At 45.9% G+C, this 17,819-nt stretch carries 13 protein-coding genes; 7 read left to right on the top strand and 6 right to left on the bottom strand.

Features of this window, described 5'->3' with window-relative positions; translation table 11 throughout:
* Window positions 1–6 precede the first annotated feature (6 nt).
* The 4 genes from GDA45_04050 (at window position 7) to GDA45_04035 (ending at window position 6,243) form a co-directional block, all read left to right on the top strand.
* A complete protein-coding gene (locus GDA45_04050; GenBank protein ID MBC6414091.1) occupies window positions 7–684 on the top strand; it encodes a cytochrome c4 in 678 nt (225 codons plus the stop codon).
* A gap of 15 nt (window positions 685–699) precedes the next feature.
* Window positions 700–1,989, top strand: coding sequence for an FAD-dependent oxidoreductase (locus tag GDA45_04045; protein ID MBC6414090.1), 1,290 nt, complete (start codon window positions 700–702; stop codon window positions 1,987–1,989).
* A 207-nt stretch (window positions 1,990–2,196) separates the two neighbouring features.
* The gene (mfd, locus tag GDA45_04040) at window positions 2,197–5,646 is read left to right on the top strand and encodes a transcription-repair coupling factor (protein MBC6414089.1); all 3,450 of its coding nucleotides are present in this window, start codon (window positions 2,197–2,199) and stop codon (window positions 5,644–5,646) included.
* The gene (locus GDA45_04035; protein ID MBC6414088.1) at window positions 5,647–6,243 is read left to right on the top strand and encodes a hypothetical protein; all 597 of its coding nucleotides are present in this window, start codon (window positions 5,647–5,649) and stop codon (window positions 6,241–6,243) included. It abuts the gene before it with no gap.
* Between the two features lie 27 nt (window positions 6,244–6,270).
* Here GDA45_04035 and GDA45_04030 read toward each other — a convergent pair whose 3' ends face one another.
* From GDA45_04030 to GDA45_04015, 4 genes are read right to left on the bottom strand one after another with little or no spacing between them, the layout of a single operon-like run.
* Window positions 6,271–6,861: a hypothetical protein gene (locus GDA45_04030; protein MBC6414087.1), complete on the bottom strand. Its 591-nt coding sequence runs from the start codon at window positions 6,859–6,861 to the stop codon at window positions 6,271–6,273.
* Window positions 6,858–8,243: an aminodeoxychorismate synthase component I gene (gene pabB, locus GDA45_04025; protein ID MBC6414086.1), complete on the bottom strand. Its 1,386-nt coding sequence runs from the start codon at window positions 8,241–8,243 to the stop codon at window positions 6,858–6,860. Before pabB ends, GDA45_04030 begins: the two co-directional genes overlap by 4 nt.
* Window positions 8,244–8,247: 4 nt before the next feature.
* Complete coding sequence (locus tag GDA45_04020; GenBank protein ID MBC6414085.1) at window positions 8,248–9,333, bottom strand: hypothetical protein; 1,086 nt, start codon at window positions 9,331–9,333, stop codon at window positions 8,248–8,250.
* Window positions 9,334–9,335: 2 nt separating this feature from the next.
* Window positions 9,336–10,322 carry an ATP-grasp domain-containing protein gene (locus GDA45_04015; GenBank protein ID MBC6414084.1) on the bottom strand — a complete coding sequence of 329 codons (987 nt, stop codon included), beginning with the start codon at window positions 10,320–10,322 and terminating at the stop codon, window positions 9,336–9,338.
* Window positions 10,323–10,340: 18 nt separating this feature from the next.
* Between GDA45_04015 and GDA45_04010 the strand changes: the two genes are divergently transcribed.
* Entirely contained in the window at window positions 10,341–11,003 is a 663-nt protein-coding gene (locus GDA45_04010) for a nickel transporter (GenBank protein MBC6414083.1), read from the top strand.
* Here GDA45_04010 and GDA45_04005 read toward each other — a convergent pair.
* Window positions 10,989–11,714: an ABC transporter permease gene (locus GDA45_04005; protein ID MBC6414082.1), complete on the bottom strand. Its 726-nt coding sequence runs from the start codon at window positions 11,712–11,714 to the stop codon at window positions 10,989–10,991. The genes GDA45_04010 and GDA45_04005 overlap by 15 nt on opposite strands.
* 42 nt (window positions 11,715–11,756) lie before the next feature.
* Window positions 11,757–12,620 carry an alpha/beta hydrolase gene (locus GDA45_04000; GenBank protein ID MBC6414081.1) on the bottom strand — a complete coding sequence of 288 codons (864 nt, stop codon included), beginning with the start codon at window positions 12,618–12,620 and terminating at the stop codon, window positions 11,757–11,759.
* A 569-nt stretch (window positions 12,621–13,189) separates the two neighbouring features.
* Here GDA45_04000 and GDA45_03995 point away from each other — a divergent pair.
* Entirely contained in the window at window positions 13,190–14,896 is a 1,707-nt protein-coding gene (locus GDA45_03995) for an NAD(P)H-dependent oxidoreductase subunit E (GenBank protein MBC6414080.1), read from the top strand.
* Between the two features lie 12 nt (window positions 14,897–14,908).
* Window positions 14,909–17,674: a formate dehydrogenase subunit alpha gene (gene fdhF / locus GDA45_03990; protein ID MBC6414079.1), complete on the top strand. Its 2,766-nt coding sequence runs from the start codon at window positions 14,909–14,911 to the stop codon at window positions 17,672–17,674.
* The last annotated feature ends 145 nt before the right edge of the window (window positions 17,675–17,819 follow it).

Here is a 17,819-nt window from a genome sequence, read left to right as displayed (position 1 = left end):
TTTATAATGATTAGAAAATTTAATTTAATTTCGACTTCCCTGCTTTTGCTGTTCGGTACTATAGCGGTCGGGCACGCTGAGATGGCATCCCCACAAATGTTAACAAATACTTGTATTGCTTGCCACGGTACTGGTGGCGTTAGCGAAGGTCCTGCTATTCCGTCTCTCGCCGGGATAACCACAAATTATTTTATAGGTGCTATGCTTGCTTATAAATATGCCGACGACGAGCTTGGTTTAGAGAGTACACTACAAACTTTATACCAAGACGAAGCCTATCAAGATCTAGAAGTATACGCTCGCTACAGCACCATTATGTCTCGCATCGCAGCTGGCTATAGCGTTGAAGAAATTATCTCTATGGCACCAGTGTTTGCAGACACCGAGGTAGTCCCAGTTGAGCAAAATTACGACCAATCTAAAGTTGCGATAGGTGAGGAATTGCACGAAGAATATTGTAGTAATTGCCACGAAGACGGTGGTCTTTCAACAGCTGACGATGTCGGCTTGCTGGCCGGTCAATGGTCGCTTTACTTGCAATATACCTTAGAAGATTATATGGCAGAGCCAGAGCGCCGTGAAATGCCCAAGAAAATGCGCTCTAAGCTCAAAGATATGCACGAAGCACACGGCAAGGAAAGCATACATAATTTACTGCAATTCTACAGTAGCGCAGGTAACTAAAAAGGAGATACTGAGATGGCAAATATCAACCGAAGAGATTTTATTAAATTAAGTGCTAGCGGTACTGTTGCTGGCGGTATTGCAACTTTAGGCTTTCCGCATATAGTTCTAGGTGCTGCACACAAAGTCGTGGTCGTCGGCGGTGGCGCCGGCGGTGCAATCGCTGCTAAATATATCAAAATGATGGACGAAGCAGCTGATGTGACATTGGTTGAAGCAAATCCAACCTACTACACATGCTTTATGAGCAATGAAGTGATTGGCGGCGAGCGTAGCTTAGCCACCTTGCAGTTCGGCTACGATGGTCTAAAAGCGCGCGGCATCAAGGTTGTGCACGAAATGGCAGAGACTACTGATGCAGAGAAAAAGGTAGTGACGACCGCCGCAGGCACGCAGCTACCCTACGATAAACTGGTGTTGTCGCCAGGCATAGATTTTCGCTGGGATGCGGTTGAAGGATATATCGAAGCTGCTGCTGAAGTGATGCCACACGCTTACAAAGCAGGTGAACAAACTACGATACTCAGGCAACAACTAGAAGACATGCAAGATGGCGGACTGGTGATCATTGCTCCGCCAGACAATCCTTTCCGTTGCCCACCAGGTCCTTATGAGCGCGCCTGCCAGATAGCGTACTACTTAAAAAATAATAAACCCAAATCAAAAATTATGATTGTCGATGCCAAAGATAAGTTTTCCAAACAAGGACTTTTTATGCAGGCATGGGAAGCTCGTTATCCAGGCATGATTGAATGGGTCTCAGGATCTGATACGGGTGGTAGAGGCGTTGTTGCAGTGGATACCGCGCAGATGATGGTCTCGACTGAGTTTGACGATTTCAAAGCCGATGTCATTAACCTAATCCCACCCCAGAAAGCTGGACGCATTGCCGAAAATAGCGGTGTGACTGATGACTCGGGATGGTGCCCAGTGCATTTAGATACCTTCGAGTCAACGATACAAAAAGATATATACATCATAGGCGATGCAAGCATCGCACTTGGATTGCCCAAATCCGGCTACGCAGCAAACTCAGAAGCCAAAGTCTGTGCATCAGCAGTAGTTGCATCACTAAACGAACAGCCGATGGGCACACCCTCTTATGTTAATACCTGTTATAGTATAGTCGCACCGGATTATGGTATCTCAGTCGCTTCAGTACACAAACTGTCAGCAGATAAAAGTAATATTGAAAAAATAGCCGGTGGTCTCACTCCTAGCGATGCTCCCGACTATGCACTAGAAAGAGAAGTTCAATACGCCTACAGCTGGTTTACGAATATTGCGCACGATATGTTCAGCTGATAAAAAACCACTATCTGTATGAATAGCTTGACAAGACAAGATAGCTACTCTGTAACGCATTAATCAGTAATTTGGCTGATACCAAATTGAATATATAATTACCAAAAGTCTTACCGTCGGCGGCAGTGTCGCAGATGGTCTACGGCAAAATAAAGAGATGTGTTAACAGCACCTCCGTAGTAATTGCTATAATTCTATGCGCTTTATATGACGAAACCTAAATCACTACGCTGGGGTGAATTACTAGGATGTAGCCTCGCCTATCAGATTGCGTGCTTATATCAGCAGCAAAAGCAACCCTTATTACTCATTGCACCTGATGCTACGGCAGTCAACCGCCTATACAATCAGCTACAATTCTTTCTAGCCGATTTTTTGGCCGATAGCAAATTATTGCTATTGCCGGGTTATGAAACACTCGCTTATGACCGCTTCTCGCCGGACGAGAATATTCTTGCCACCCGCCTGGCTATATTGTCACAGCTACTATCTGCAGGTAGTCAAATATGTATTGCATCAGTGGCTACGGTATTACAGAGATTGCCGCCCTGCTCGTTCATCAAAAAAAACACCAGCATTATTACGGTGGGCGATGTTATCGATCGAGAGGATTTTCGCGCGCGGCTATTCACGCTCGGCTATACTTCAGTCTCGCAAGTCCAATCTTACGGAGAATACGCAGTACGCGGATCGATTATCGACTTCTACTCTCCAGCATCCGACTACCCTACGCGTATAGATTTATGGGATGACCGCATAGATAGCTTACGCATATTCAATACCGACAATCAGCAAACTATAAAAAAAATAGCTTCTACCACTATACTACCGGCGCGTGAGTTTTTAATCGACAAAAAGAACATTGAGTCTTTTAGATATAAGTTCCGCTCAACTTTCACTGCGCAACCTGATCAATGCTATATATATACGAGTATCAGCGAGAATATTATTCCGGCAGGTATAGAATACTATCTGCCGCTTTTTCATAACGAGAGCGCAACATTGTTTGATTATCTCGCCGACCACACAGTGTGCATCTATCCGCAAAGCATTAGCGAAGAAGCAACTAAGCATAACGATTATATCGAGGAAAGATACCAATTACTCAGCCACACAAAAGAACGCGCATTGCTAAAGCCGGCACAGCTCTACCTCAATGGCGACGAGTTGCTAGCACAGATAACGAGCTTTGATAGTATTGAAACCCAAACCTTCAAGTATCATAGCGAAACACAGCAAAAATATACTTGCAATTTCAAAACTCGTAAACCACCGCCAGTAGCATTGGATCATCATCAAAAACAACCAGCATTGAAATTGAAAAATTTCATCCGAGATTACGACGGTCACATCTTAATGACTGCACCCACACAAGGATATCTGGAGCAATTATTAGAAATTCTTCGACCGTATCGCATCTCTCCGAAGCCGATAGAAAGCTGGCAGGCTTTTATCAAACAGAAGCCTAAACTAGGCATAACTTGTGCCGACTTACAACAAAGCGTAATACTCAACGACCCGCATATCGCACTGATTGATTACCACGATATCACCGCAACGGCCCACGCCAGCGGGACAAAGTCTAGGCAAGCCCGCAATGCTGCAGCACTGATACAAAGCATAGGAGATTTAGAAATAGGTAATATTACCGTGCATCAAGATCACGGTATCGGTCGTTTCGTAGGTATAAAAACGATGACCGTAGGTGGTTATCTAGCTGAATTTTGCGTGCTTGAGTATGCCGATCAAGATAAGTTATATGTGCCGGTCGCAGCACTACATTTGTTGAGCCGTTATAGCGGCAATACTTCCGAGCAGGTTAAATTGGACAAACTAGGTAGCCGACAATGGAACGCGGCAAAGCGCAAAGCAGCGATGAAAGCATACGATGTCGCTGCCGAATTGCTCGATACACAAGCGCGTCGTAAAGCATCGGCTAATATCCGCTTTGACATAAACCATTCCGATTACCATAGCTTCGCTAGTGATTTTCCTTATCGCGAGACACCTGATCAGCAAAGTGCTATCAATGATGTGTTACAGGACATGAATCTCGACAAAGCGATGGATAGAATCATCTGCGGAGATGTAGGCTTCGGTAAAACTGAAATTGCAATACGTGCAGCCTTCATCGCGGTGCATAACCGAAAACAAGTCGCAGTATTAGTGCCTACTACACTGCTGGCAATACAACATTTTGAATCTTTCAGAGAACGGTTTGCAAAGTGGCCAGTACATATAGAAATGTTGTCGCGCTTTGTCTCCAATAAGCAGAAAAAGAAAATTCTAGCCGATCTACAAAAAGGTCGCGTAGACATTGTCATTGCGACCCATACCTTGTTGCGTACACCACCAGACTTTAATAATCTAGGGCTTATCGTCATCGACGAGGAACACTGCTTCGGTGTCCAGGATAAAGAAAAGATAAAATCGCTGCGCACTTCGGCTGATGTACTGACATTGACGGCTACACCGATACCGCGCACATTGAGCATGAGCCTTGGTGGTTTGAAAGATTTATCAGTCATTGCAACACCGCCACCTGGGCGTCAAGCCATTCGAACTTTTGTCACACAATGGGATGATACGCTCATCTACGAGGCGTGCATCCGAGAACTACGACGCGGCGGGCAGATTTTCTTCCTGCACAATGAAGTAAAAACGATTGACGATGTTGCCGAAAATCTAAAAGAACTTTTGCCCGATGCGACAATTGCGGTTGCGCACGGGCAGCTGCCGAAAAGAGAATTGGAACAGACGATGATGGATTTCTACAACCATAAGTATCATATCTTAGTTTGCACTACTATCATAGAAAGCGGTATAGACATACCCAATGCAAATACCATGCTAATCAATCGCGCTGACCACTTCGGCTTAGCACAACTACATCAACTACGCGGGCGCGTTGGTCGCTCGCATCACGCGGCTTATGCTTATCTGCTTATTCCTTCGCGTAGCGCAATTACCGACGATGCGATCAAACGGCTTGAAGTTATAGAATCGCTTGAGGATTTGAGCATCGGCTTTACTATATCAAGCCACGACTTAGAGATTAGAGGCGCCGGTGAATTACTGGGCGAAGAACAAAGCGGACATATACATAAAGTCGGTTTCGCAATGTATAATAGGCTACTGAGACAAGCTGTTGACACACTCAAAGCCGGCTTAGTGCCCAACATAGATCAACCATTAGATACCGTCACTGAAGTCAACCTGGGTGAACCCGCGCTCATTCCACCCGAATATATCGCAGATGTTAATTTGCGGCTGGTATGCTACCGCCGCATCGCCGCTGCCGATGACGAACGAAGCCTAGCGACTCTCAAAGTGGAGATGATAGATCGTTTCGGTGTGCTACCCGACTATGCAAAAAATCTATATACCAATGCAAGGCTGAGAATAATATGCCACAATATAGGCATACGAAAACTAACTGCCGATGAATCCGAGTTGCATATCTTCTTTGAAGAGCAACCGAGGTTGGATTTAGATAAGCTGATAGCTATGATTAAAAAGGAACCGGCAAAATACCGTTTCATAGGCAAGCATAAATTGATTATTAACGAAGGTGAAAATAGTATGGAAGATATCGCTACGCGTGAATCTAAATTACAAGACTTTCTCGACCTTCTAGCATTGCAGCGGGCTGCTTAAATGAAAGCTATCATCGTTGTAGTATTGCTGCTGGTATGCACCGCTTATGCCCACGCACAAGACAGTGCCGAACTGTATCAAGCAGAGATTATCGTATTCAAGCAAATAGACGCGGATTTAGAGTTAAGACAAATACAAGATATCAGTCCTCTAGCTAGCGAACAAAACCGAGAACGTGCAACTCTAGATTTGTATCAAACCACCGCCCACAGCAGTGTGCGAGCGGTACCATCAAACCGTTTACAACTAGCTGCTGAAGCACAGCGCATTGAACGAGATAGCCGCTACCAACTGCTCTATCACGGTGCCTGGCAACAACCTCCTTATGATCGCTCCAGAGCACCGCATATCAATATCTTAAGAGAACCTCAAAATGGCTTACTCAAAGGCACTGCCTGGATGGGCTATGGGGGTTATTTCAAACTACTGCTGGACTTTCAATACGATCCCGACTATGACCAAGCATCGGAGGTCTTAGATGTGCCGCAAACTTTTTCGGTGCCGATCAGTGTAGATAGGATTATTGCTGAGAACAAGCTATTTTACATAGACCACCCAATCATCGGTGTCATCACCCTCATCACTAAAACACAATGAGGTTTGGCTGAACTTATCAACAGCGCGCTATGAAGCAATCCGATAACGCATCAGTTCGGCTAAGCTATTCAACTGCAGACACTGATCTGCCGATAGACAAATCACTTGCACTGAAGTGTCTCGCATCAAACCGATAAAACATCTATCGACCAGTTTATCAAAAGAATGCGCTTGCTCGACTGATATGGCTTTCAATAATACTAAATACTGTGCGCCTATATTTTTTGCCAAGCAAAGTGATATAGAATCTGAAGTGAAATCCCAATCCAATAGCTCGGCAGGAATATCAGCTAGGCAAGCTGGTATCGGCGTATCGCTCGGCAACCATATAGCACATTGTGCATCATCTGGGTCGTCAGTATAGCGCACCGGCAGTTTTGATAGACCGGCCAATAGCCGACCGTATAACCGCATACCTAATATCGCCATGCGATGTGCTGTCGTATCGTCTAACCGCCATTGCTGGTAGGCAGCGCGCACTTGATCAGCGAAAGGACCACCGCCCGGCACTATCGTAAAGCTGTCACTGGCAAGCGATAGGTCTCGCAGATGCGTCAGTAATTGCGCTAACATTGGATAAGCATACAAACTGCCACCCAACTTTAAGACCCAGTTCATTCGCTGGCCAATTCCTTTAATAAATCCATCATTGAAGAGACTTTATCGATCGTTTCTTGGTATTCCGCTTCACCATCGGAGTCCGAAACGATACCGCCGCCACCGTAAAATACAAATTGTTGGTTTTTATATACTGCAGTGCGTATCGCAATATTGAGTACCATATTACCGTTGCGGCTTAAATAGCCTATCGCACCGCAGTACACGCCGCGTCTATGCGGTTCTAGCTGCTCAATAATTTCCATCGCCCGCAATTTAGGCGCACCAGTGATAGATCCGCCTGGAAAACAGTCTTTTAGCAAATGTAGCGCATCTTTATTCCTTGCCAAAATTCCGCAAACGCTACTCACCATATGATGCACATTATCAAAGCTCTGTATAGTGAATAAATCTTCGGCAATAATAGAACCAGGCATACAGCTTTTACCAAAATCGTTGCGTAATAAATCGACAATCATTAGGTTTTCAGCTTTATCTTTAGCACTATTGGATAATGCTTCTATTTGCTTCTTATCTAGGTGTGGATCACGGTGGCGCGGGCGCGTGCCTTTGATAGGGTTGGTCTCAGCACAACCGCTGTGCAAATCTAAAAACCGCTCAGGGGAAATACTCAAAACTTGAAATTCTCCAAAATCCAAATATGCCGAATAAGGTGCTGAGTTAATCAAGCGCAAGCGACGATATAACTGCCAGGCATCAGCTTGCAGTGCGACGGCAAAGCGTTGCGCTAAATTAATTTGATAGCAATTACCCTGATAGATATGCTCCTTTACCGCATTGAAACATTTCATATAGGTGGTACGATCCATATTTGATTGTAACGGTGCCAATTGTAGGCAGGCAGTTTTAGCCCGCGGCGGTGGCGGATTACTGAGTAGTGTTTGCCAATAGTTAAATTCTTTATCACCAAATTGAGCATTCGGATGGGCGATTAAGTAGGTTCGCTTTAGCGCATGATCGGTGATGACAGCCCAATCGTATATGCCTAGCATAAGTTCCGGTAAATTATCTGCATCAGCGGCATGCTGTGGTAATTTCTCAATGCGCCGACCAAGGTCATAAGCGAAATATCCGATAGCCCCAGTATGAAAAGGCAAATATCTATCACATTCTATGTCGTTGAAAGCAATTTCTGAGCGCACGATCGCAAAGGGATCATCGCGATAGCTTTGTGCACGACCGTCAGCGTAGGTTACGGTCGTGATGCCGTCTTTGCTGTGAATGAGACGCGAAGGCGCAGCTGCTAAAATATCATAACAAGCCCGTTCGTGCGGACGGCTACCACTGTCGAGAAATATCGCCCCAGGTTGTCCGACCAAACAATCGAATAACCGAGTGCTGTCGCTTTGATATTCCAAATCTTTTATCCACAATGCAGACATATCTCTATCCGTATTTTAGGTGCGCCAGTGCAGCAACCGAAACCGCAGTGGCACAACAGCATACGATATCCTCTAAATCATCTGATAAATTATCCCACAAACGATAATAAGGTATAAACTGTATGCCGAGGCTCTCAGCAATGCGCTGGACAATTTTATAGCCTGCTCCGGCACCTATGATGCGCGTACTATTGGCTAGTTGCTCTCTTTGCAGCAATGCTACGATAGCGTGCCTAATCTTTTGCTGCTGCACCTGTGCGATTGCTCTTGCTTTAATGCGCGTCCCCGCGAGATCCTCGTTCCAATCCAAACCAAACATTCGCTCCAATCGCCGAGCACTGCTAGCAATCGTCTTATCGGCATTATCCGAAGTAGGATATAAGTCTCTATCTTCTTCTAAATTATCTAAAATCCTATAAACATCTGCGATTGTCGAAAAACTTTCTGCCATTATAGGATGGCTGATACCATTTATAATAAACTGCTCGGCGATCGCCATAACGGGTGTCCTGCTGATACCGCTGTAAATTAACTCTCCGCACTGCATGCGTGTCGCATCGTCATACCCTCGCACTGCTATGCGCCCAGATTTGAACGGCACTATGTCAGTAGTAGTGCTTCCCATATCAACCAGCATTCCTTCGTCATAACGAACAGCAAGCCATTCGGCGCTCGCCCGCCAATTCATCGATGCAACTGATGCGGTGTCGGTTATAGTTTTATTATTGATGATGCCGCGATCGCTGGTATAAACCAGAAAGGAGTATGCCAACAGTCGTTGCATCGTACTTAGAATACTACACACACCCTGCTCTCTATCGTTAAAGCCATCGGTCAATTCACCGGTCATCGTAACGACATGCACACTGTTTGAAGACACATCAGCCAAAGTTGGAATCTCATTGCATAGCGAGTAGTATGCATCCTCCAGTTTATCAATACCACACCACAACGGGCAGACGATTTGCCGCACCGCTTCAATATTGCCGGTCGATAATATCTGCGCAACTTTAAGATGCGCACCGCCTATATCCCATCCTATATAGCGCTTGGGTTGATTGGAGCCCTTGGGTTGATTGGAAGTGTCCATTTTTATCCGCCGCGAAAATCTATCGTGTGGGTGGTGAACTCGCTACGCATAGGATAGTGTAAAGGGTCACCACGAACTGCCGCTAATAACATCGCACATGGATTCATCGCAATGGTTTTTTCCAGACCGGCAAACGAAGTCGTCACGCGCGGGTTTATTTCCAGCACATAAGGAATGTTATCGTCAATGATAAAGTCAATACCGACATAGCCGATGAGACCGCTAAAGCATCGTTGTAGCGCCACGGCTAAGCCATCAAAATCCAAATCCAAATGAGCCAGTGCATTCACATGACACGCCTGCAATTCAAAACTCCCGTGCTCGTCTATCGTTATTCCTTGGCGATTAACGCCTAAAATACAAGGTTTTGCGTGCGCGCTATAAATGACACTCAAGCTCGCAGTCGTACCGGATAAATAAGGTTGACATATATGTGCATGCCGTCTTTGTTCCGCAGTGGGTGTATCGCCGGCACGAATCAAATAAGTGTGATTACAAGCGATACTGTCGTTTGGTTTAATCACTCTATCCTCAGGCATTGGGAAAACACACTCATCTATGTTACAACAGGCAACGCAAGGAATACCATGCGCTTTTAGTTTTTTTAATGTGTCGTATTTATCGGTGGTTTGATGTACCGTCTCAGCCGCACTGTTTAGCAACAGGCAGTCGGTTGCGGTTGCTATTGCGCATAAGCTTTCAAGCAAAGCATTACTCTCTGGTGCCACTGGTATATAGGCATCAGCACCGTGTAGTGTGTCGGCTAATATCGCGCGCCAATTATCTTTCTCAGTTAGCGCAATAATTTTAGCTTCAAATTGCGGCGGTGGCCAATACGGAGCACGAAACAACAACACCTCGCAACCAGCATCTACCATGCCTTGCCCTAGAGCATTGACCATTAAATCTGCTTCAGCGATTAAATCCGAATATAATAACTCGGATAGATATGCACCACTGCTGACATATTCAAATATAACTACTTTCATGATTCTATATACCTAATAATGAAGCTCATACCGGCAATCGACTTAATGGGCGGCAAAGTTGTTCAAGCACAAGGCGGAATACGCAGAAGATACCGCCCGCTACGCACCAATTACTTCACAGACGCTTCACCTATAAAGGTGATACAAACTCTGTCGAAGATGCTAGACTTGCGTATTATATATCTAGCCGACCTAGATGCGATTACCAAACAAGGCAATCATAATCGGCTGATTGCTGATATTCACCGAAATTTCCCTGAACTTGAATTATGGGTCGACTCCGGCATAGCTACATACACCGAACTCACCACACAGGATCTGTCCGACTCGCTCACTGCCATCGTCGGCACCGAAACACTCAATCAAAACCTGAGCTACTTTGTTGATGAAAATTATATCTTATCTCTGGACTTCCAAGGTAAACAATTACTTGGACATAATGTACTTAGACAAATACAGTACTGGCCCTCTCGCACCATCGTCTTATCGCTGGATCGCATCGGCAGTTGTAGCGGGACGAATATTGAGCGGTTAAAACAGCTACGCACGCGCTACGCTGGCGAGCTCTATGTCGGCGGTGGCATTCACAATCAAGCTGATCTAAAAGCACTCGCTAATTTAGGTGTTAGCGGAGCTTTGGTGGCGACTGCTCTTTATACTGGCACGCTACTGGGCAGTTGAATACAATACCTTGTCTTTAGGCATCTGTAGCAGATAGAAGAATACCGCAATCGCACCCGCGGCAAAAATCATGCCCATAACGACAATTTGATAACGCACCGCTATCAGAGGAGAGATACCAGAGAGTATTTGACCGGTCATCATCCCCGGCAAAGAGACCAAACCGACTGCAAAAAAAATATTCAGCGACGGAATCAATGAAGTTTGCATAGCCGTCTTACGCGCCGCGAAATAATCAGCATTATTGCTGCGTTCAATATCAAATCGTTCGGCAGCCAAGCTCAGCGAGTTCATCGCTTGCGCGTAGACCATCCCAGCCAATGGGATTAAATAATTTGGTGCCAGCCAATTATCTAGTTCTAAAACAAACTCCAGAGTAAAAAATAAAATCAGCGTACCGCTCAACGCTATCGCCGATAAAGATTTAACATAGAGCCGCGAATCTTTGTGTGCCAAAGGACGCAGTGCTATCCACGCCGACACAGATATCATCACACCCAGCACCGCGATAAAAATAATATCTTGTTCGGCAGCAAATAAATAGTTCAATAAATAGCCGACCAATATCAACTGCGAAAGCATACGCACCATAGCATATATAGTGGTGCGTATTTCTATCGTCCATAGATAAAATATAAAAACACTGACCAACAGCGGAATAAAACTTAACGCTAAATTAAACAATGAGATATTAGGAATGGTATTACTCATAAAAATGTCCTTCTAAGTGTTGAAAATAGGATGGAGGTGGGCCTACGAACTGAGAAAGTCCCCTATCCAGCTCCAGTAATCGGGGCCGGCTGAGCGGCTAAGACCATAGTGTCCAGCACCTTTTATGGCTTTGAATGTTTTATCATCCGCAGCATAGCTTAGGTATAAATCGTAGCCCTGATTAAACGGGGTGACGCCATCCTCAGTGCCGTGTACAAAAAGCGCCGGCACTTCGAGATTACGCACTTTGGACGCTGAATCAAAGGGATTATTTAAGCCCGGCACCCATCCCAAGCCTCTGCTCTCAGCCATCCGCCGACCACTATAAAAAGGCGACTCTAGTATCAGTCCTGCGTACTCGTTACGCTGCACCAGTCTCTCCAGCCCACCAATCGCCACTGCTGCCCCCAGCGATCGACCGTATATATAAGTCTGCGTAGTGGCAAAACCCAACTGCTCAGATGCATACTTAAATGCACCTAAGGCGTCTTGGTAAACACCAGCCTCTGAAGGTGTTCCAGTGCTTTTGCTATAACCTCTATAACTCACTGCAAACACATTGGCAAACTTAGATAATCTAAAGTTGTGCGACAGGCGATAATAAATATGCCCACCATTACCGTGGAAATAGATGATCAGCTTTTGCGATTCAGGGTTAGGGAAGAATAGCGCATGCAATTTAATTTGCGGATCCAGAGACGGAATAAAAAACTCTTCAACTTCGTCGTGCTCACAACTACGATGCGGCACCCATTTATAGTAATCGCATACACTGACATCAGCATCCAGCTGTCCGGCTGGAGCAAACGCAATTTTCTCAAAAATCTCATCACCACAACCGTGCAACAACGGCACAAGCATCAACATATAAAGTATCGGCGATACAATAATTTTTGTTTTAATCATATTCAATTGACCATCAATTTTTGAGTACTGTCGCTGTCAGCACATCAGTATGCGACAACATCTACAGACTGCAGAGGACTCATTTTACAACCATTTTCGCATCTGCGTCTTAACTATGCTGATAAATTATTGCGCTATCTTGATAAAGATATACCGCGATAAGTCGAGTGAAAATATAGCCTGGTGGCGCTGAATTTTATTATTCTTGGCTAAGAGAATAGGGGCAATCAACACATGCTCTGATTTATCAACAATCGGTTTATATTCTGGCTAGTCGAGATGTTTTTATCTTCCGCCATTCAGATGTGATCATTTCCTTGTTTTTAGGCGATCATTGAGAGGATCTTTGTGTATGTTATTTTTACATAGGGTATCGATCCTCTATTCAAAACACAGCGTTAAGATCAATTATACAATACGCAATGACCCACTATATACAGTTATCAACTATAAATTTTGTCTAAACTCAAACTTTCTAGCCCTGCTTATTTCTACATTGTAGTACAATGATAGCCAATCTTTTATATATAACCTTGTTCGGTTATGATGTACGCACTCTATAGCAAATAATGACAGAAACAACGATTAAGTTAAAACAAAGTAAACGGCGTAAACGCAAGCGCGGTGAAGCTAAAGGCAGGTGTGCTAGTAGCGCATCCTTATCGGCAATCAGAGCCTTGCTCGGCAACCGCCCTCGGCGACGCGACCTGCTACTCGAATACTTACATTTGATACAAGACCGCTACGGTCATATTGCTGCAGATCACTGTGTCGCACTTGCCGAAGAAATGAAAATATCGACATCAGAGGTCTACGAGGTTGCAACTTTTTATCACCACTTTGATTTAGTCGATGATAATCAAACACCGCCGCCGCCATTGACCGTTAGGGTATGTGACTCTATCACTTGTGAAATGGCAGGATGCGAGGCTTTGATAAAAACACTGCAACAAAAGATAAATCCCAACGAAGTACGCATCCAGCGCGTACCTTGCGTAGGCCGCTGCGAACAGGCACCGATAGCAGTGGTTGGCACGAACCCTATAGAGAAAGCCACCGTGGATAACATTAGCAACGCCATACAGCTAAAAGCATCTGTCTGCCCTGCTACCAGCACACACCTAAGCTATGCGGCATACTGCAAGAGGGGTGGCTATCAATTGCTCAAGGCACTACATAACGGCGAGCGCGACACTGAGTCAGTCATAAAAGCCTTAGAAGATTCTGGACTACGCGGTCTGGGTGGTGCAGGCTTCCCAGCCGGACGCAAATGGCGTATCGTCAAAGACCAACCGGCACCCCGCTATCTAGCAGTCAATATAGATGAAGGTGAACCAGGCACATTCAAGGATCGTTATTATCTAGAGCGAGATCCACATCGCTTCTTTGAGGGTATGCTCATTGCAGCATTTGTCGTAGAGTTGGATGCCATTTACATCTATTTACGCGACGAATACGCCGGTTTGCGCAAAATGTTGGCACAAGAATTGGAATTACTGCAAAAGCAATGCAACTTGCCATTGCCAGCTATAGAACTACGGCGCGCTGCTGGTGCTTATATCTGCGGTGAAGAATCAGCAATGATAGAGTCGATAGAAGGCAAGCGCGGGATGCCGCGCTTACGTCCACCGTTCATAGCGCAAGTCGGCTTATTTGGCAGGCCGACCTTAGAGCATAATATGGAAACCTTATATTGGGTGCGCGATATCGTAGAAAAAGGTAGCGAATGGTTCTCGTCCGAGGGTCGCAATGGTCGCCAAGGATTACGCTCATTTTCGGTTAGCGGACGAGTCAACAAGCCAGGCGTGCATTTGACACCGGCGGGTATCACAGTGCAAGAATTAATTGACGAATATTGCGATGGTATGCAAGCAGGACATACCTTTTATGGCTATTTTCCAGGCGGTGCATCAGGCGGTATTCTGCCGGCATCCATGGGCGATATCCCGCTTGATTTTGACACCTTGAACGAGTACGGCTGTTTTATTGGATCAGCGGCGATTATCATACTATCGGATAAAGACCGCGCACGCAATGCGGCACTCAATGCGATGCGATTTTTCTCACACGAATCGTGCGGCAAATGTACGCCGTGTCGAGTCGGCACATCCAAAGCAGTCAGGTTGATGGAAAAAGAACAATGGGATATACCGTTGATGAACGAGTTGAGTCAAGTGATGGCCGATGCCTCTATTTGCGGGCTTGGTCAAGCCGCTCCTAATCCTTTACAATGTGTGATTAAGTACTTTCCATCCGAGCTAGAGAACAACGATTAGAGAGCTAAAACTATGGCAGCAAATCCCGAATACTTTTCAAATTTGCAAACGATAGAGTTCGCACTAAACGGCAAAACCATAACCGCTTATGAAGGCGAGACCATTTTGCAAGCTGCACAGCGCCACGGTATAGACATCCCGCATCTGTGCTTCAAAGAAGGCTTGCGTGCTGACGGTAATTGTCGTGCGTGTATGGTCGAGATAGAAGGCGAGCGCGTACTGCAACCTTCGTGTGTACGCCAACCGACCGCTGAGATGAAAGTCACTACCGACAATCCTCGCTCTAGACATGCGCAGCGCATGGTACTAGAACTATTGCAGTCCGATATGGCACAGCAAAGTTATACCCTCAACAATGAATTAGATCATTGGAGTAAACATTTAGACCTCGGCTTGCCGCGCTTTGAAAGCCGTAGCAACCCGCAAGCCGATAACTCACATCCGGCAATCGCAGTCAATTTAGATGCGTGCATACAATGCACCCGTTGCTTGCGAGCTTGTCGCGAAGAACAAAACAACGATGTCATCGGCTATGCGCATCGCGGTGCCAGTTCAGCAATCGTCTTTGATTTAGACGATGCAATGGGAAACAGTAGCTGTGTGGGATGCGGAGAATGTGTGCAGGCCTGTCCGACGGGTGCACTGATGCCATCGGCCGAAGCTGGTATGCAAGAAGTAGACCGCAAGGTTGATTCGGTCTGCCCTTATTGCGGAGTCGGCTGTCTGTTGAGCTTCAATATTAAAGACGACAAAATCATCTATGTTAACGGCCGAGATGGTCCGTCCAACCACAGTCGGCTATGCGTCAAAGGCCGCTACGGTTTTGATTATATACACAATACAGAACGGCTGACCAAACCGCTCATCCGAATAGCAGATGCTGAGAAGGTCGCCGATATAGATACGCTCAGCAATGACGATATTGGGCAAATGTTTCGTGAGGCAACCTGGGACGAGGCTCTAGATTTTGCCGCCGAAGGTTTGAAGAAAATATACTCCGAAAGTGGAGCCTCGGCGATTGCCGGCTTTGGTTCCGCTAAAGGTACGAACGAAGAAGCCTATCTATTTCAAAAGCTAATACGCACCGCATTTGCGACTAATAATGTTGACCACTGCACTCGTCTATGCCATGCCTCATCAGTGGCCGCGCTGTTAGAAGGCATTGGTTCGGGAGCAGTCTCTAACCAAGTATGCGATGTCAAAGAATCCGAAGTCATCGTCGTTATTGGTGCTAACCCGACTGAAAATCATCCAGTGGCAGCAACCTTTATTAAGAATGCCGCACGCTCGGGCAAATGCCTGATAGTCATCGACCCGCGTAAAGTAGAACTTGCCAAACACGCCGATTATTATCTGCAGTTCAAACCCGACACTGATGTCGCATTGCTCAATGCACTGATGCATTCAATCATCAAGCAAGGATTGGTCGATGAAAAATTCATCGCTGAGCGCACCGAAGGTTACCAAGCACTGAAAAAACACTTGCAAGATTATGCGCCCGAAGTCATGGCGCCTATCTGCGGTATAGATTCAGAAACAATCCATCAGGTCGCCAGGCTTTATGCCAGCTCTAAAGCATCGATTATCTTCTGGGGTATGGGTATATCGCAACATATACACGGCACCGACAACGCCCGTTGCCTGATAGCCTTATCTTTGATGACTGGACAAATCGGCAAACCCGGCAGTGGATTACACCCGCTACGCGGACAAAATAATGTGCAAGGTGCATCGGATGCTGGTCTAATCCCAATGGTGTTCCCTGATTATCAACGAGTCGACGACACTGCAGCTCTGCAACGGTTTGAAAAGCTCTGGGGCTGCACGCTAGATAAAAAACCAGGCTTGACGGTCGTTGAGATTATGCACGAAGCCGAAAAAAATAAAATTCGCGGTATGTATATTATGGGTGAAAACCCGGCAATGTCTGACCCGAACCTCAACCATGCCCGCAAAGCTCTAGCAACACTAGACCATTTGATCGTGCAAGATCTATTTATGACTGAGACTGCATTATTTGCCGATGTCATCTTACCAGCGTCGGCTTTCCCGGAGAAAACTGGCACTGTAACCAATACTGATAGACGCGTGCAGTTGGGCAGACAAGCCCTCAAACCACCTGGTGAAGCACGACTGGACTTGGATATCATACAAGACATAGCACGGCGCATAGGACTGAACTGGCACTACGAAGATGTCTCCGATGTATTCAACGAAATGCGCGAGTGCATGGACAGCATCAAAGGTATTAGCTGGGATCGCCTTGAGCAAAGCGGTTCAGTCACTTATCCGTGCGCCGATACTGACGACCCCGGACAACCGATACTATTCAAAGAAAATTTCCCCACTACAAACGGACTCGGACGCTTCGTGCCGGCACACTTCAGCCAAGCCGATGAAATACCAGATACAGACTACCCATTCATATTCATCACTGGCCGCCAACTCGAACACTGGCACACGGGTGCGATGACGCGACGGGCTAGCGTGTTGAACACAATAGAACCCCACCCAGTAGCTTCGGTGCATCCCGACGATTTAGCCGAAATAAATGCACACACCGGCGATACGATTAGATTGACATCGCGGCGCGGCACAGTGGAGTGTCTAGCACGGATCGACCGTGGCTTGATGCGCGGCCAAGTATTTATGCCTTTCTGCTATCAAGAGGCAGCAGCCAATTTATTGACCAACGCAGCATTAGACCCGTATGGGAAAATACCTGAGTTTAAGTTTTGCGCATTGAAACTAGAAAAAGTAGCGCAAGCACTTCAATGAGCAACCTCCCCGAAAAATTTTTGTTCGAGCATTATTGTTAATAATAATGTTTGCATAATTTTCTCTTATCCTAAGTTAGTAATGTTTTTCCTGACCAGATGTCAGGTGTTTGCGACAGAGATCTCAGAGCGGTGAGCGAGCTAAT

This window comes from Chromatiales bacterium, from assembly GCA_014323925.1.
In the GTDB taxonomy this organism is placed as follows: Bacteria; Pseudomonadota; Gammaproteobacteria; order Poriferisulfidales; family Oxydemutatoraceae; genus SP5GCR1.
Note: the sequence above shows the minus strand (reverse complement) of the source record. Positions and strands in the feature narration are given on the sequence as shown.

Excerpts from the sequence above, each read along its gene's own strand:
- pabB (MBC6414086.1), bottom strand. The coding sequence starts at position 8,243 with ATGTCTGCATTGTGGATAAAAGATTTGGAATATCAAAGCGACAGCACT.
- GDA45_04005 (MBC6414082.1), bottom strand. The coding sequence starts at position 11,714 with ATGAGTAATACCATTCCTAATATCTCATTGTTTAATTTAGCGTTAAGT.
- GDA45_04015 (MBC6414084.1), bottom strand. The coding sequence starts at position 10,322 with ATGAAAGTAGTTATATTTGAATATGTCAGCAGTGGTGCATATCTATCC.
- GDA45_04020 (MBC6414085.1), bottom strand. The coding sequence starts at position 9,333 with ATGGACACTTCCAATCAACCCAAGGGCTCCAATCAACCCAAGCGCTAT.
- GDA45_04000 (MBC6414081.1), bottom strand. The coding sequence starts at position 12,620 with ATGATTAAAACAAAAATTATTGTATCGCCGATACTTTATATGTTGATG.
- mfd (MBC6414089.1), top strand. The coding sequence starts at position 2,197 with ATGACGAAACCTAAATCACTACGCTGGGGTGAATTACTAGGATGTAGC.
- fdhF (MBC6414079.1), top strand. The coding sequence starts at position 14,909 with ATGGCAGCAAATCCCGAATACTTTTCAAATTTGCAAACGATAGAGTTC.
- GDA45_04045 (MBC6414090.1), top strand. The coding sequence starts at position 700 with ATGGCAAATATCAACCGAAGAGATTTTATTAAATTAAGTGCTAGCGGT.
- GDA45_04010 (MBC6414083.1), top strand. The coding sequence starts at position 10,341 with ATGAAGCTCATACCGGCAATCGACTTAATGGGCGGCAAAGTTGTTCAA.
- GDA45_04030 (MBC6414087.1), bottom strand. The coding sequence starts at position 6,861 with ATGAACTGGGTCTTAAAGTTGGGTGGCAGTTTGTATGCTTATCCAATG.
- GDA45_03995 (MBC6414080.1), top strand. The coding sequence starts at position 13,190 with ATGACAGAAACAACGATTAAGTTAAAACAAAGTAAACGGCGTAAACGC.
- GDA45_04035 (MBC6414088.1), top strand. The coding sequence starts at position 5,647 with ATGAAAGCTATCATCGTTGTAGTATTGCTGCTGGTATGCACCGCTTAT.
- GDA45_04050 (MBC6414091.1), top strand. The coding sequence starts at position 7 with ATGATTAGAAAATTTAATTTAATTTCGACTTCCCTGCTTTTGCTGTTC.